The following is a 15,986-nucleotide window of genomic DNA, read 5'->3' as shown; positions in this document are numbered from 1 at the left end:
GGGTCGTTAGGCTGCGTTGTAACAAAAGAGGAGGTCCTACGATGAACACCCGATTCCTTGCGCGCGGCGCTGTCGCCGTCGCGGTGGCGGCCGCGCTGTCCGCCGGCTACGTTGCGGGCACCCGGCGTGCCGATCCGCAGATCATCACGCCCGCGCATGCGGCCGCGCTGATGCCGGCCGAAGCGGCTGCGAAGACCGGCATTCCCGATTTCTCCGGGCTCGTGGAGACCTACGGCCCGGCGGTCGTGAACATCAGCGCGAAGCACGTCGTGAAGCAGACCGCGCGGCGCATGCAGCAGCCGCAGCTGCCGATCGACCCGAGCGATCCGTTCTACCAGTTCTTCAAGCACTTCTACGGCCAGATGCCCGGCATGGGCGGCGACGCGCAGCCGGACGACCAGCCGAGCGCGAGCCTCGGCTCCGGGTTCATCGTCAGCCCGGACGGCTATATCCTGACGAATGCGCACGTGATCGACGGCGCGAACGTCGTCACCGTGAAGCTGACCGACAAGCGCGAGTACAAGGCGAAGGTCGTCGGCGCGGACAAGCAGTCCGACGTCGCGGTGCTGAAGATCGACGCGAGCGGGCTGCCGACCGTGAAGATCGGCGATCCGGCGCAGAGCAAGGTCGGCCAGTGGGTGGTCGCGATCGGCTCGCCGTACGGCTTCGACAACACGGTGACCTCCGGCATCATCAGCGCGAAGTCGCGCGCGCTGCCCGACGAGAACTACACGCCGTTCATCCAGACCGACGTGCCGGTCAACCCCGGCAACTCGGGCGGCCCGCTGTTCAACCTGAAGGGCGAGGTGATCGGCATTAACTCGATGATCTATTCGCAGACGGGCGGTTTCCAGGGGCTGTCGTTCGCGATTCCGATCAACGAGGCGATCAAGGTGAAGGACGAGCTCGTGAAGACGGGCCACGTGAGCCGCGGCCGCCTCGGCGTCGCGGTGCAGGGACTGAACCAGACGCTGGCCAGCTCGTTCGGGCTGCCGAAGCCGGACGGCGCGCTCGTCAGCTCGGTCGACCCGAGCGGCCCGGCCGCGAAGGCGGGCCTGCAGCCGGGTGACGTGATCCTGTCGGTCAACGGCATGCCGGTGGCCGATTCGACGACGCTGCCGTCGCAGATCGCGAGCTTCAAGCCCGGCTCGAAGGCCGACTTGCAGATCTGGCGCGACAAGTCGAAGAAGACGGTCAGCGTGACGCTCGGTTCGATGGCCGACACCAAGGTCGCATCGAACGACGGCGGACCGGTCGAACAGGGCCGGCTCGGCGTCGCGGTGCGGCCGCTGTCGCCGCAGGAGCGCAGCGCGACGCAGCTGTCGCACGGGCTGATCGTGCAGCAGGCGGGCGGTCCCGCCGCGAGCGCGGGCATCCAGCCGGGCGACGTGATCCTGGCGGTCAACGGCCGGCCGGTGACGAGCCCCGAACAGCTGCGTGACGCGGTGAAGAGCGCCGGCAACAGCCTCGCGCTGCTGATCCAGCGTGACAATGCGCAGATCTTCGTGCCGGTCGACCTGAGCTGACCGGCGCGCCGCCGGCGGCGCGTACAGGCCTGCGTTCCGACCCAAAGGAGAGTGCCATGCAATATCCACGCAGCGTGTCCCGATTCGCGGTCGCCGCGGCGCTGGCCGTCGGCGTCGCAACCGGCGCAACCGGCGCATACGCGCAGTCGGACGGCTTGCCCGCCGCGCGCCACCAGGGCGACGTCACCTTCGTGTCCGGCGGCGTCGGGCAGGACGAGTCGGCGGCGTTTCAGCGCAACGAAGCCGCGTGGCCGCTCGCGCTGCGCTTCACGGGCGCGGGCGGCGAGTTCGTTGCCGACGTCCATGTGCGGATTGCCGACGCGAAAGGCACGGAAATGCTGAAGACCGACGCGAGCGGGCCGTACATGCTCGTGAAGCTGCCGCCGGGCCGCTACACGGTGCAGGCGTCGTACCAGGGCAAGGACGAGACGCACGGCGTCACGGTGACCGCGAAGGGCGGCGCGAAGCAGGCGTTCACCTGGTCCGCGAAATAGCCGGCAACGAGCCGGCAACGTCCGGTTTGGGCGACAGTTGCGCAATTCGTGCGACTTTCGCCGATAATGAAAGCCACGGCGCTCGCGCCGTGGCTTTTGTGCTTCTGGTGCGCACCCAGGCCCGCCTGCCGGGCCGTCCGTAGGGGAGATCGATGACCGCCGCAGCCGACCCTCGTCTCGAAATCGTGCCGAACCGCCATCGCGTGCGCGTGATTCATCAGGGGATTACGTACGCGGATACGCTCGGCGCGCTGACCGTGCGCGAGTCGGGGCTGCCGGACGTCTATTACCTGCCCCGCGCCGACGTCAACATGAGCCGGCTCGTGCGGTCGCGCCTGACGACCGTCTGCGGGCTGAAGGGACACGCGAGCTACTTCGATTTGCAGACGGAAGACGGCGTGATCGAAAACGCCGCATGGAGTTACGAGGAACCGAAGTCGGCGGCGCTGGCGCTTGCGCGCTATGTCGCCTTCGATGCCGCGCGGGTCGACAGTCTCGTCGAGACGTCCTGAGCGGCCAGTGTTCATCGGGGAGACATCATGGAACTGAACGACGCGTTACGTGTTCCGCTTGCGCCGTCGGTCGTCCGGGACGCACTGGAGGACATCGCGCTGCTGCGCGCGAGCTTTGACCATTGTGAATCGTTCGTCGAGCTGACGCGCGGCGAGTATGCGCTGACGCTGACCGTGCCGCTCGGCCCGCTGCGCGCGCGCTACGGCGTGCGTGCGCATGTCGCGGGCGAGCAGGGCGATGCGGAGGGGCAGCCGCGCCGGATCCTGAACTTCAAGGCGCGCGCCGACGGCATCGGCGCGCTGCGCGGCCAGATCGAGATCGTGCTGCTGCCGGAGGCGGACGACGCGGACGCGACCCGCGTCGAATACGTGCTGTGGGCGACCGCGACGGGGCCGCTTGCCGAGCTGCCGACGCGGCAGATCGAGAACGCGCTGCACGAATGGGCCGACGACTTCTTCAGCGAGTTCTGCGCGGTCGTGCAGGCGAAGCACGGGCTTGCGCCGAACCGCGCGCGCACCGCCCCGCACCGGCGCCAGCATGTGTTCCTGCGGCCCGCGTCGCTGGCGGCGGCGAAGCGTCCGCCGCTGCAGCACCTCGGCGGCGCGCTGACCGGGCGCGCAGCCAGCGCGCTTCACCATCGCGGATCCTCTCCGGTGCCGGGCTGGGCGTGGGCGGCGATGATCGTGTTCGTCGCGCTGCTGCTCTACGCGGCGCGCTGGTTCAACGGCTGAGCTGAGCGCCACCCGGCGCGGTCCGCATCCCGCCGGCCGCCGCGCATGCGGCGGCCGTCACCTTGGCGCGTCCGCCGCCGTCCCCCGAAATTCCCGCCGATAGGCCGACGGCGACGTGCCGAGCGCGCTCGCGAAATGCTGGCGCAGCGACACGCTCGACCCGTAGCCGGCCGCCTGCGCGATTGCGTCGATCGATTGTCCCGTGGTTTCGAGCAGATGCTGCGCGCGCGCGAGCCGCTCGGCCTGCAGCCACGCGATCACGGTCGTGCCGGTCGCCTGGCGGAAGTGCCGCGTGAACGTGCGGCGGCTCATCAGCACGCGCGCCGCGAGCGAGTCGACGCTGTGCGGCGCGTCGAGATGCGCGCGCACCCAGTCGAGGAGGCCCGCGAGCCGCGCGTCGCGCGGGTGCGCGGCGACGGGCTGCGGCACGTATTGCGCCTGCCCGCCCTGGCGGTGCGGCGGAATCACGAGGCGCCGCGCGATCCGGTTCGCCGCGTCGGCGCCGAAGCGGCGGCGCACCACGTGCAGGCAGCAGTCGAGCCCCGCGGCGGTGCCGGCCGACGTCATCAGGTTGCCGTCGTCGACGTACAGCACGTCGGGGTCGAGCCGCACGCGCGGAAAGCGCCGCGCGAAGTCGTCCGCCCACGCCCAGTGCGTGGTCGCCGGGCGATCGTCGAGCAGGCCGGCTGCCGCGAGCACGTACGCGCCGAGGCACAGCCCGACCAGCAGCGCGCCGCGCTCGGCGGCCGCGCGCACGGCATCGAGCAGCACCGCCGGCGGCGTTTCGTCCGGGTCGCGCCAGCTCGGCACGATGACGATCTGCGCGTCGTCTAGCGCGTCGAGCCCGAGCGGGGCCGAGATCGTGAAGCCGCCCGTCGTCGCGAGCGGGCCCCGGTCCGCCGAGCACACGCGGAAGTCGAACGCGGGCGTGTCGGCCGCGTCGCGCTCCTTGCCGAACACGACGGACGGGACCGACAGGTGGAACGGGCTGATGCCGTCGAACGCGATCGCGGCGACGACGGTGGGAGAAGGGGCGGCGGGGACGGCGGGCATGGCGGGCTCCGGAATGCGGATGGCCCGATTCTATCGAAGAATGGCAATCGGGCCGCTGTCGGGGCCGGCGCCGCGGTTCGACAATGCGTCGCATCGCGCTGCCGACTGTGCTCGTTCCGAGGCGGGGCGGCGAGTCCGAACCAGGAGAACGTCATGTCGAAGCCCATTTTGAAGCCCGCTTCCCGCCGCGCCCTCATCGTGATCGACGTCCAGAACGAATACGTGACGGGCGGCCTGCCGATCGAATACCCGCCCGTCGACGCATCGCTCGCGAACGTCGGCCGCGCGATCGATGCCGCGCACGCGGCCGGCGTGCCGGTGATCGTCGTCCAGCACGTCGCGCCGGCCGGCGCGCCGATCTTCGCGCCCGGCACCGACGGCGTCGAACTGCATACGGTGGTTGCGTCGAGGCCCTACGCGCACCGGATCGAGAAGTCGCTCGCGAGCGCGTTCGCGGGCACCGATCTCGCCGCGTGGCTCGACGCGCACGGCATCGACACGCTCGCGGTGGCCGGCTACATGACGCACAACTGCAATGCGTCGACCGTGTATCACGCGGCGCATGCGGGGCTGAACGTCGAGTACCTGGAGGATGCGACGGGTGCGGTGCCGTACGAGAACGCGGCCGGCGCGGCGAGCGCCGAGGAGATCCATCGCGCGTTTGCGGTGGTGTTCCAATCGAACTTCGCGTCGGTGATGTCGACCGACGCATGGATTGCCGGGCTGGCGGGCGGCGCGATGCCGGCGCGCGATTCGGTGTCCGCGTCGAACCGGCGGGCCCGCGCGCGCCGCGCGCAGGCCGCCTGAGCCTGCCGCAGCACGCGGCCCGTCAGTCGTCCTTCAGCATCGCCGGGCTGTAGCGCAGCATGTCGAAGCAGCCGTCGACGAGCTTTTCCGCGTGCTGCTCCGCATCGATCTCGTCGGGCAGCATCAGCATGTCGCGCACGAAGCCGCTGACGAGCGTATGCAGCATCAGCGTCGCGCGCCAGGTGTCGAGCCGTTCCGGCAGCATCTTCTGCCGCACGGCCATCGCGAGATCGGCGTCGATCGCGTGCAGCGCGTCGCTCATGCCGGCGCGATTGCGCTGCAGCAGCGGTTCCATGTCCGCCACGTACTCGCACTTCATGAACAGGATGCTGAACACCCGGCGCAGCTGCGAATCGCGCTGGACGCCGAGCAGGCACCAGATCAGGATCTTGCGGACCTTCTCGAGCGGATTGCTGCCGGGCGCGTCGGCCGGCATCTTCTTCAGTTCGTCGATCGGCAGCAGGACGCGATCGAACATCGCATCGAACAGCTCGCTCTTGTTGGCGAAATGCCAGTAGATGGCGCCGCGCGTCACGCCGGCGTGGTGCGCGATGTCCGCGAGCGACGTGTGCGACACGCCTTTCTCGAAGAACACGTGTTCGGCGGCGTCGAGGATGCCGTTGCGGGTGGCAAGGGCTTCCTCCTTGGTGCGTCTGACCATATTCAGGCCTGAGAGGGTCAATCGGTGGGCGAAACAATAAGGTTCGCATCCCTCGCCGTACCCGTGCAAACGGGCTATCCTACTGACTCGTAACGATTTGTAATACCAGCGGTCGGGGCGGCGCAGGGCCTTTTTACATACATTCGTGAATGTATATACAATACCACCCTACGATCGAATGGCCAAAGGGGCAATCAGTTAATATCCCACACTGCTGATTCCCGCCAAAGCACTACCAGCCCGCAGTTCGGGGCGTCTTTCGTCGGCACAGTGGTTCCGTGCCGCGTGCTGTATCTAGCAGTCCAGTAATTCAGGTGTTCGATCTGCGCCGCGAGGCGCATCCGTGTTGCGCCCGGGCCGGGCGCGGCACTCATTCCATTGGTTACACACAGAGGTCGCTCCATGCGCGTCGAACGGGTTCCATACCGCTTAATCACTGTCGCGACGGCCGCCGTTTTCCTGGCCGCGTGCGGGAAAAAAGAATCGGCACCGCCGCCGCAAACGCCGGAAGTCGGCGTCGTCACCGTCCAGCCGGAAACCGTACCGGTCTTCACCGAACTGCCGGGCCGCACCAATGCGTTCCTCGTCGCGCAAGTGCGCGCGCGGGTCGACGGCATCGTGCTGCGCCGTGAATTCACCGAAGGCACCGACGTCAAGGCCGGGCAGCGCCTCTACAAGATCGATCCCGCACCGTACATCGCACAACTGAACAGCGCGAAGGCGTCGCTCGCGAAGGCGCAGGCGAACCTCGCGACGCAGAACGCACTGGTCGCGCGCTACAAGGTGCTGGTCGGCGCGAACGCCATCAGCAAGCAGGACTACGACAACGCGGTCGCCGCGCAAGGGCAGGCGGCGGCGGACGTCGCGGCCGGCAAGGCGGCGGTGGACACCGCGCAGATCAACCTCGGCTATACGGACGTGGTGTCGCCGATCACCGGCCGCGTCGGCATCTCGCAGGTCACGCCGGGCGCGTACGTGCAGGCGAGCCAGGCGACGCTGATGTCGACCGTGCAGCAGCTCGATCCGGTGTATGTGGACCTCACGCAGTCGAGCCTCGAAGGGCTGAAGCTGCGCCAGGACGTGCAGAGCGGCCGGCTGAAGACGAGCGGCCCGGGCGCGGCGAAGGTGTCGCTGATCCTGGAAGACGGCAAGACGTATGCGGAGCCGGGCAAGCTGCAGTTCTCGGACGTGACGGTGGATCAGGCGACGGGCTCGGTGACGATCCGCGCGATCTTCCCGAACCCGCACAAGGTGCTGCTGCCGGGGATGTTCGTGCGCGCGCGCATCGAGGAAGGCGTGAACGAGAACGCGTTCCTGGTGCCGCAGATCGGCGTCACGCATGACCAGAAGGGCCAGGCGGTTGCGCTGGTGGTCGGCGCGGACAACAAGGTCGCGCCGCGTCCGCTGACGACGACCGGCATGCAGGGCCAGAACTGGATCGTCGAAGGCGGCCTGCAGGCGGGCGACCGCGTGATCGTGCAGGGCATCGACAAGGTGCGTCCGGGCGCGACCGTGAAGACCGTCGCGGCCCAGCTCGCGCAGGCGCAGGACGGCGCATCAGGCGCCGCCGCAGGGTCCGCAGCGCCGGCCGCCGCGCCGTCGTCGGGTTCGTCGCCTGCCGCAGGATCGCCTGCCGCAGCGTCGGCCGCCGCCGCGTCGAGTGCTCATTAACCGGGAGCCTGTTTCATGGCAAAGTTTTTTATCGATCGCCCGATCTTTGCGTGGGTGATCGCCATCATCCTGATGCTGGCCGGGGTCGCGGCGATCTTCACGCTGCCGATCGCGCAGTATCCGACGATCGCGCCGCCATCGATCCAGATCACCGCGAACTACCCGGGCGCTTCCGCGAAGACGGTGGAAGACACGGTGACGCAGGTGATCGAGCAGCAGATGAGCGGTCTCGACAACTTCCTGTACATGTCGTCGACGAGTGACGACTCGGGCACGGCGACGATCACGCTGACGTTCGCGCCGGGCACCAATGCCGACATCGCGCAGGTCCAGGTGCAGAACAAGCTGTCGCTCGCGACGCCGATCCTGCCGCAGGTCGTGCAGCAGCTCGGCCTGTCGGTGACGAAGTCGAGCAGCAGCTTCCTGCTGGTGCTCGCCTTCACGTCCGAAGACGGCAGCATGAGCCGCTACGACCTCGCGAACTACGTCGCGTCGCACGTGAAGGACCCGATCAGCCGGCTCAACGGCGTCGGTACCGTCACGCTGTTCGGCTCGCAGTACGCGATGCGGATCTGGCTCGACCCGAACCGCCTGACCAACTACGGCCTCACGCCGGTCGACGTGACCAGCGCGATCGCCGCGCAGAACGTGCAGGTCGCGGGCGGCCAGCTCGGCGGCACGCCGGCGAAGCCGGGCACCGTGCTGCAGGCGACGATCACCGAGGCGACGCTGCTGCGCACGCCGGAGGAGTTCGGCAACATCCTGCTGAAGGTCAACCAGGACGGTTCGCAGGTTCGCCTGAAGGATGTCGGGCACGTCGCGCTCGGCGCGGAAAACTACAACTTCGACACCAAGTTCAACGGCAAGCCGAGCGCGGCGCTGGGCATCCAGCTCGCGACCAACGCGAACGCGCTCGCGACGGCGAAGGCGGTGCGCCAGCAGGTCGACACGCTGTCGAAGTACTTCCCGCATGGCCTGTCGGTGGCATATCCGTATGACACGACGCCGTTCGTGAAGCTGTCGATCGAGGAAGTGGTCAAGACGCTGCTCGAAGGTATCGTGCTCGTGTTCCTCGTGATGTATCTGTTCCTGCAGAACCTGCGGGCGACGATCATCCCGACGATCGCGGTGCCGGTGGTGCTGCTCGGCACGTTCGCGATCATGTCGCTGGTGGGCTTCTCGATCAACACGCTGTCGATGTTCGGCCTCGTGCTCGCGATCGGTCTGCTGGTCGACGATGCGATCGTGGTGGTGGAGAACGTCGAGCGGGTGATGGCGGAAGAGGGGCTGTCACCGAAGGAGGCGACCCGCAAGGCGATGGGCCAGATCACCGGCGCACTCGTCGGCGTCGCGCTCGTGCTGTCGGCGGTGTTCGTGCCGGTCGCGTTCTCCGGCGGGTCGGTCGGCGCGATCTATCGTCAGTTCTCGCTGACGATCGTGTCGGCGATGGTGCTGTCGGTGCTGGTCGCGTTGATTCTGACGCCGGCACTGTGCGCGACGATCCTCAAGCCGATCCCGCAAGGGCATCACGAAGAGAAGAAGGGCTTCTTCGGCTGGTTCAACCGCACGTTCAACAACAGCCGCGACAAGTACCACGTCGGCGTGCACCACGTGATCAAGCGTTCGGGCCGCTGGCTCATCATCTATCTGGTCGTGATCGTCGCGGTCGGCCTGCTGTTCGTGCGCCTGCCGAAGTCGTTCCTGCCCGATGAAGACCAGGGCCTGATGTTCGTGATCGTGCAGACGCCGTCGGGTTCGACGCAGGAAACGACCGCGAAGACGCTCGCGAACATTTCCGACTACCTGTTGAACGACGAGAAGGAGATCGTCGAATCCGCGTTCACGGTCAACGGCTTCAGCTTCGCGGGCCGCGGCCAGAACTCGGGTCTCGTGTTCGTCCGGCTGAAGGACTACGCGCAGCGTCAGCACGCGAACCAGAAGGTCCAGGCGCTGATCGGCCGGATGTTCGGGCGTTACTCGAAGTACAAGGACGCGCTGGTGATTCCGTTCAACCCGCCGTCGATTCCGGAACTCGGCACCGCCGCCGGCTTCGACTTCGAGCTGACGGACAACGCGGGTGTCGGCCACGACGCGCTGATGGCGGCGCGCAACCAGCTGCTGATGATGGCGTCGAAGGATCCGACGCTGCAGGGCGTGCGTCCGAACGGGCTGAACGATACGCCGCAGTACAAGGTGAACATCGACCGCGAGAAGGCGAACGCGCTCGGCGTCACCGCGCAGGCGATCGACCAGACGTTCTCGATCGCATGGGCGTCGCAGTACGTGAACAACTTCCTCGACACCGACGGCCGGATCAAGAAGGTCTACGTGCAGTCCGATGCGCCGTTCCGGATGACGCCGGAAGACCTGAACATCTGGTACGTGCGCAACGGCTCGGGCGGGATGGTGCCGTTCAGCGCGTTCGCGACCGGCCACTGGACGTACGGTTCGCCGAAGCTCGAGCGTTACAACGGCATCTCGGCCATGGAAATCCAGGGCCAGGCCGCACCGGGCAAGTCGACCGGCCAGGCGATGGCGGCGATGGAAGCGCTCGCGAAGAAGCTGCCGGAAGGCGTCGGCTATTCGTGGACGGGGCTGTCGTACCAGGAAATCCAGTCGGGTTCGCAGGCGCCGATCCTGTACGCGATCTCGATCCTCGTCGTGTTCCTGTGTCTCGCGGCGCTGTATGAAAGCTGGTCGATCCCGTTCTCGGTGATCATGGTCGTGCCGCTCGGCGTGATCGGCGCGCTGCTCGCGGCGACGCTGCGCGGGCTGGAAAACGACGTGTTCTTCCAGGTCGGCCTGCTGACCACGGTGGGCTTGTCCGCGAAGAACGCGATCCTGATCGTCGAGTTCGCGCGCGAACTGCAGGTGACGGAGAAGATGGGGCCGATCGAGGCCGCGCTGGAAGCGGCGCGCCTGCGGCTGCGTCCGATCCTGATGACGTCGCTCGCGTTCATTCTCGGCGTGATGCCGCTCGCGATCAGCAACGGGGCGGGCTCGGCGAGCCAGCACGCGATCGGCACGGGCGTGATCGGCGGGATGATCACCGCGACGTTCCTCGCGATCTTCATGATCCCGATGTTCTTCGTGAAGATCCGCGCGATCTTCAGCGGCGAGAAGGAAGATGTCGACGAGGCGCTGCGCCTGGCTCAGGAGCACTCGCATCGCGACGAGACGCCGGGCAACGGCGACGATGGCAAGAAGGGGCAGTGATGATGCAAAAACACGCTTTGACTGCAATTGCAGTCGCACTCTTCGCCACGGGCTGCACGATGGCGCCGCATTACACGCGGCCGGATGCGCCCGTCGCGCAGGCGTTCCCGTCGGGCGGCGTCTATGCGCCGCAGCCGGCCGCCACGGCCGGCGCGCGCAGCGCGAACGGCCAGGCGGCGACCGACATCGGCTGGCGCGAGTTCTTCGTCGATCCGCGCCTGCAGCGGCTGATCGAGATCGCGTTGACGAACAACCGCGACCTGCGGGTCGCGGTGCTGAACATCGAGGCCGCGCGCGCGCAGTACCAGATCACGCGTGCGGACCTGTTCCCGAAACTCGATGCGGTCGGCACCGGCAATCGCACTCGCACGCCGAACGCGCTGACGGCGTTCCCGGGGCGCAACATCTCGACGACCTACAACGTCGGGCTGCAGGCGCAGTGGGAACTCGACCTGTTCGGCCGGATCCAGAGCCTGAAGGACCAGGCGCTCGCGAAATACCTCGCGACCGCGCAGGCGCGCAAGGCGACGGAGATCCTGCTGGTGTCGCAGGTCGCGGACCAATACCTGACGGTGTTGTCGACCGACGACCTGCTGAAGGTCACGGAAGACACGCTGAAGTCCGCGCAGGCGTCGTACGACCTGACGAAGCTGAAGTTCGACAACGGCACCGGCTCGGAGCTCGACCTGCGCCAGGCGCAGACGATCGTCGAGACGGCGCTCGCGAACCAGCAGGCGCAGGCGCGTGCACGCGCGCAGGCGGTGAACGCGCTGGTGCTGCTGATCGGCCAGCCGTTGCCGGACGACCTGCCGGCGGGCCTGCCGCTCGACGCGCAGAATTTCCTGACCGACATCCCGGCCGGGCTGCCGTCGGATCTGCTGACGCGCCGTCCGGACATCATGGAAGCGGAGCAGAACCTGCTCGCCGCGAACGCGAACATCGGCGCGGCGCGCGCGGCGTTCTTCCCGAAGATCTCGCTGACGGGCGCGTTCGGCACCGCGAGCCCGACGCTTGGCGGGCTGTTCAAGGCCGGCACCGCGGCGTGGTCGTTCGCGCCGCAGATCACGATGCCGATCTTCGAGGGCGGCGCGAATCTCGCCAATCTCGATCTCGCGCACGTACAGAAGCGGATCGAGATCGCGAACTACGAGAAGGCGATCCAGTCGGCATTCCGGGATGTGTCGGATGGCCTGGCCGCGCGCGGCACGTACGACCAGCAGATCGCCGCGTTGCAGCGCAACGAGCATGCGCAGCAGCGTCGCTACGACCTGTCGGACCTGCGCTACAAGAACGGTGTGGACAGCTACCTGTCAGTGCTGACCGCGCAGACCGACCTGTATGCGGCGCAGCAGTCGCTGATCAGCGCACGGCTTGCACGGTGGACGAACCTCGTCGACCTGTACCGTTCGCTGGGCGGCGGCTGGATCCAGCGGGCCGGCGAGACGCCGCGTCCGGCCGACCAGCCGGTCGACTACGACAAGGCGGCCGCGCCTGTGCCGGCGTCGGCGGCTGCGAAGAACGGCTGAGCACCGCCGGTCATCGCAATGCATGGCGGGCAACCGCCAACGTCGAGCCGGCGGGCATGGCGTGCGTGACGTGATGCACGATACGCACGCCATGCCCCGCAAACGACAACGCCACGGACGAAAGTCCGTGGCGTTTCTTTTTGGGCGCGGGCTTTCGCGCCGGCACGCGACAGGCGGTCAATGCGGAATCGCGGCGCTTCCGCCCGCAAGCGGATGACACAACGAAAAAACGCCACGGCATGGCCGTGGCGTTTTTCGGTCCGGACGCAGCGCCGCATCACGGCGCGATCGGGCGGTCAGTGCAGGTCGACCGGCCGCCCGTCGAAATCGTGACCGGCGCGGCGGATGTCGCACTTTGCTTCCTTCTCGCCCTTCACGCCGTTGAACACGATGTTCAGGATCACGGCCGTCACCGACGCGAGCAGGATGCCGCTGTGCAGGATCGGCGCGAGCGCGGCCGGCAGCTTCGAGAAGAAGTGCGGCGACACGACCGGCACGAGGCCCATGCCGATGCTTACCGCGACGATGAACAGGTTGTGGTGGTTGTTCACGAAATCGACTTTCGACAGCACCTTCACGCCGTTCGCCGCGACCATCCCGAACATCACGATCCCCGCGCCGCCGAGCACGAACGGCGGCACCGACGCGACGACCTGCGCCATCTTCGGGAACAGGCCGAGCAGCACCAGGATCACGCCGCCCGTCGCGCAGACGAAGCGGCTCTTCACGCCCGTCACGCCGATCAGGCCGACGTTCTGCGAGAACGACGTATGCGGGAACGAGTTGAAGATGCCGCCGATCAGCGTGCCGAGGCCGTCGACGCGCAGGCCGCGCACGAGGCGCTCCTGGTCCACCGGACGATCGACCATGTCGCCGACCGCGAGGAACATCCCGGTCGATTCGATGAACGTGACGAACATCACCGTGACCATCGTCGCGATCGACAGCGGGTCGAAGTGCGGCCAGCCGAAATGGAACGGCATCACGAAGCCGACCCACGGCGCGAGCGAGACGCCATCGGTGTTCACGCGGCCGAGCGCGAACGCGATCGCGAAGCCCGCGACGATGCCGAGCAGCACCGAGATGTTCGCGACGAAGCCGCGGCCGTACTTGTTGATCAGCAGGATCAGCGTGAGCACGAGCAGCGACAGGCCGAGGTAGACGGGGCTGCCGTACTCCGGATTGCCGACGCCGCCGGCGGCCCAGTTGATGCCGACTTCCATCAGCGACAGGCCGATCACCGAGATCACCGTGCCGACGACGACCGGCGGGAAGAACCGCAGCAGCTTGCCGATGGTCGGCGCGAGCACGATGCCGATGATGCCGGCCGCGATCGTCGAGCCGAAGATGTCGAGGATGCCGAGGCCGGGGTTCGTGCCGATCGCCATCATCGGGCCGACCGCCGCGAACGTGCATCCCATGATCACCGGCAGGCGGATGCCGAAGACCCACAGGCCCAGCGTCTGGATCAGCGTCGCGATACCGCACGAAAACAGATCGGCGCTGATCAGGAACGCGATCTGGTCTTTCGGCAGCTTGAGCGCGCCGCCGACGATCAACGGCACGGCGACCGCGCCGGCGTACATGACGAGAACGTGCTGCAGTCCGAGCGTTACAAGCTTGCCGGTCGGCAACACTTCATCGCACGGATGGACCGTGTTCGATTGCATCTGTCTCACTCCATGATCTTGTATTCGGGGTGGTACGAAGTTATGCGGAACGGCACGCCGCAACAAGAGCGCTGGGTTCTATTCCGTTCTTTGCTGGTTCGATATGCCAATTCGGCATGAAGCGGGGTGTCGCGCATCGGGAATCTGCCGTAGGAGTGGGGTTTCCCGGTTTTATAGCCCTCCAAAATAATGCGGACTCCCATGTCAAATATGGATCGCTTTATGGTGTGTATCGCGATTAAGAAATAGTGGTCATTTCGGGGTGTGAAAAATTGAGCCGGGTTAACCCGCGAACGGGCGTTTTAGCGCACACGGTGGGCTCGATCGCATCGGCAATTTACGATCGCGAAAAAATGGGGCGCATATTGCGATCCCGCTATCATCGAAACTTGTCCATTCAAATCGTCGCTTCGTCATGCGCTTGCTCGGAATCGATCTCGGCACCGGCTCGGTGAAACTCGTCACGCTCGACCCGGACGGCGTCGAACGCGCGGTCGCGAGCGAACCTTATGCACTGTCGTCGCCGCAGCCCGGCTGGGCGGAAATCGCGCCGGATGCGTGGTGGGACGCGCTCGTGCGCGCGGCTGCGCGGCTGCCCGCCGATGAACGGGCGCAGGTCGCCGCGATCGGCTTTTCGGGGCAGATGCACGGCGTCGTGCTGATCGACGCGGCCGGCCGCGCGGTGCGGCCCGCGCTGTTGTGGCCCGACACGCGCGCCGCGCGGTTCGCCGGCGCGGCGGACTGGCCGGACGCGCCGAACCCGGTCGCGCCGGGGATGGCGGGCCCGCTGCTGCGCTGGGTGGCCGCTAGCGAGCCGGCGGCGCTGCGCGCCGCGCGCTGGGCCGTGCAGCCGAAGGACTGGCTGCGCATCGCGCTCGGCGGCGACGTCGCGGCCGATCCGAGCGACGCGTGCGCGACTGCGCTCGCGACACCCGACGGCGCATGGGACGACGCGCGGCTCGACGCGCTCGGCCTGCCGCGCGCGCTGTTTGCGCCGGTGCGCGCGTCGACGGCGCCGTGCGGCGTGCTCGCCGCGCAGGCGGCCGCGGCGCTCGGCTTGCCGGCCGGCGTGCCGCTCGCGACCGGCGCGGCCGACACCGCGTGCGCGGCGCTGGGCAGCGGCCTCGTCGCGGACGGCGACGCGCTGCTGACGACCGGCAGCGGCGGACAGATCGTCGTGCTCGCGGACCGGCTGCCCGCCGCGCGACGCGGGCTGCACCGCTATCGCGCGGCGGCGGGCGGCGGGTACTACGCGATGGCGGCGATGCAGAACGTCGGGCTCGCGCTCGAAGCCGTGCGCGGCTGGCTCGGCTACGCGAGCTGGCCGGCGGCCTACGACGATGCGTTCGCGCAGCCGGCGCCCGAACGGCTCTCCTTCCTGCCGTACCTGACCGGCGAGCGCTCGCCGTGGATGAATCCGGACGCGCGCGGCGGCTGGCTCGGCCTCGGGCTCGGCGATACGCGCGGCGCGATGATGAGGGCGGCGTTCGAGGGCGTCGCGTTCGCGCTGCGCGCGGGGCTCGATGCGATTCGCGGCGATCTGTCCGTCGGCGAGCACGCATGGGTCGGTCCTGCATCGGATGATCCGGCGGGTGCGACTCCCGGTCGCGGGCTGGATGTCGGCGTGTCGGCGCCGGCGGAGCGCGGGAGCGGCGCGTATGCACCGGTCGCGTCGCTGCGCCTGGCCGGCGGCGGCTCGGTCGATCCGCGCTGGCGTCAGCTGCTGGCCGACGCGCTTGGCGCCTCGCTCGACGCGGTCGACTGCCCGAACGCCGCGACGCGCGGCGCCGCGCTGCTCGCCGGCGTGGCGATCGGCCACTGGCGCGAGGACGCGCTGCGCGCGCTTGCGCCCGCCGCGTCGCCGGTGGCGGCGCCATGCGGCGACCGCGCACTCGCGGCGCGGCACGCGCGCTTCGTCGACCTGTATGAGCGGACCGCTGCATGGTTCACGCTGGACGTTTAAACTCGGGCACTTGTCGTTTTGCGTCAACGATGACGCATTCGGGCAATGCGGCGGCTGTTTCCCGCACGCGGCGCGTGCGTCGATCAGCCATCATGGTGAGCACGATTTCACTGGCCGTGCCGCACGCGACGCCGCGCGGCACGGCCATGTCAGCT

General features: G+C 68.1%; 13 protein-coding genes. 9 read left to right on the top strand and 4 right to left on the bottom strand.

The annotated features are described in order from the left end of the window. Positions 1-41: 41 nt before the first annotated feature. The 4 genes from B7P44_RS14385 to B7P44_RS14370 all read left to right on the top strand — a co-directional run bounded on the left by B7P44_RS14385 (position 42) and on the right by B7P44_RS14370 (position 3,264). Positions 42-1,526, top strand: coding sequence for a DegQ family serine endoprotease (locus B7P44_RS14385; RefSeq protein ID WP_084905216.1), 1,485 nt, complete (start codon positions 42-44; stop codon positions 1,524-1,526). 56 nt (positions 1,527-1,582) lie between these two features. After that, a complete protein-coding gene (locus tag B7P44_RS14380; protein WP_084905214.1) occupies positions 1,583-2,020 on the top strand; it encodes a carboxypeptidase-like regulatory domain-containing protein in 438 nt (145 codons plus the stop codon). Between the two features lie 152 nt (positions 2,021-2,172). After that, positions 2,173-2,532 (top strand): DUF427 domain-containing protein, encoded by a 360-nt coding sequence (locus B7P44_RS14375; RefSeq protein ID WP_084905212.1) that lies wholly within the window; start codon positions 2,173-2,175, stop codon positions 2,530-2,532. Positions 2,533-2,559: 27 nt separating this feature from the next. Then, positions 2,560-3,264 (top strand): SRPBCC family protein, encoded by a 705-nt coding sequence (locus B7P44_RS14370; protein ID WP_084905210.1) that lies wholly within the window; start codon positions 2,560-2,562, stop codon positions 3,262-3,264. 57 nt (positions 3,265-3,321) lie between these two features. Here B7P44_RS14370 and B7P44_RS14365 read toward each other — a convergent pair whose 3' ends face one another. Beyond that, entirely contained in the window at positions 3,322-4,317 is a 996-nt protein-coding gene (locus B7P44_RS14365; RefSeq protein WP_084905208.1) for a helix-turn-helix domain-containing protein, read from the bottom strand. A gap of 153 nt (positions 4,318-4,470) precedes the next feature. On the opposite strand from B7P44_RS14365, the gene B7P44_RS14360 reads away from it, so the two are divergent. Beyond that, complete coding sequence (locus B7P44_RS14360) at positions 4,471-5,124, top strand: cysteine hydrolase family protein (protein ID WP_084905206.1); 654 nt, start codon at positions 4,471-4,473, stop codon at positions 5,122-5,124. 22 nt (positions 5,125-5,146) lie between these two features. Here the strand turns inward: B7P44_RS14360 and B7P44_RS14355 are convergent, their stop codons facing one another. Then, positions 5,147-5,785, bottom strand: a complete 639-nt coding sequence (locus B7P44_RS14355; protein WP_084905204.1) for a TetR family transcriptional regulator — start codon at positions 5,783-5,785, stop codon at positions 5,147-5,149. Positions 5,786-6,187: 402 nt separating this feature from the next. Between B7P44_RS14355 and B7P44_RS14350 the strand changes: the two genes are divergently transcribed. From B7P44_RS14350 to B7P44_RS14340, 3 genes are read left to right on the top strand one after another with little or no spacing between them, the layout of a single operon-like run. Next, a complete protein-coding gene (locus B7P44_RS14350) occupies positions 6,188-7,456 on the top strand; it encodes an efflux RND transporter periplasmic adaptor subunit (RefSeq protein WP_084905202.1) in 1,269 nt (422 codons plus the stop codon). 15 nt (positions 7,457-7,471) lie between these two features. Beyond that, positions 7,472-10,672: an efflux RND transporter permease subunit gene (locus B7P44_RS14345; RefSeq protein WP_084905200.1), complete on the top strand. Its 3,201-nt coding sequence runs from the start codon at positions 7,472-7,474 to the stop codon at positions 10,670-10,672. Then, positions 10,672-12,198, top strand: a complete 1,527-nt coding sequence (locus B7P44_RS14340) for an efflux transporter outer membrane subunit (protein WP_084905198.1) — start codon at positions 10,672-10,674, stop codon at positions 12,196-12,198. The genes B7P44_RS14345 and B7P44_RS14340 overlap by 1 nt, the downstream gene beginning before the upstream one ends. Before the next feature lie 296 nt (positions 12,199-12,494). Here B7P44_RS14340 and B7P44_RS14335 read toward each other — a convergent pair whose 3' ends face one another. Then, positions 12,495-13,868 carry a nucleobase:cation symporter-2 family protein gene (locus B7P44_RS14335; protein ID WP_084905196.1) on the bottom strand — a complete coding sequence of 458 codons (1,374 nt, stop codon included), beginning with the start codon at positions 13,866-13,868 and terminating at the stop codon, positions 12,495-12,497. Positions 13,869-14,283: 415 nt separating this feature from the next. Between B7P44_RS14335 and B7P44_RS14330 the strand changes: the two genes are divergently transcribed. After that, a complete protein-coding gene (locus B7P44_RS14330; RefSeq protein ID WP_084905194.1) occupies positions 14,284-15,831 on the top strand; it encodes a xylulokinase in 1,548 nt (515 codons plus the stop codon). Here the strand turns inward: B7P44_RS14330 and B7P44_RS36335 are convergent. After that, positions 15,815-15,979: a hypothetical protein gene (locus B7P44_RS36335; RefSeq protein ID WP_157721064.1), complete on the bottom strand. Its 165-nt coding sequence runs from the start codon at positions 15,977-15,979 to the stop codon at positions 15,815-15,817. The genes B7P44_RS14330 and B7P44_RS36335 overlap by 17 nt on opposite strands. Positions 15,980-15,986 lie beyond the last annotated feature (7 nt).

It is taken from the genome of Burkholderia ubonensis subsp. mesacidophila (assembly GCF_002097715.1).
Classification (GTDB): domain Bacteria; phylum Pseudomonadota; class Gammaproteobacteria; order Burkholderiales; family Burkholderiaceae; genus Burkholderia; species Burkholderia mesacidophila.
This window is presented reverse-complemented; position numbering and strand designations above follow the sequence as displayed.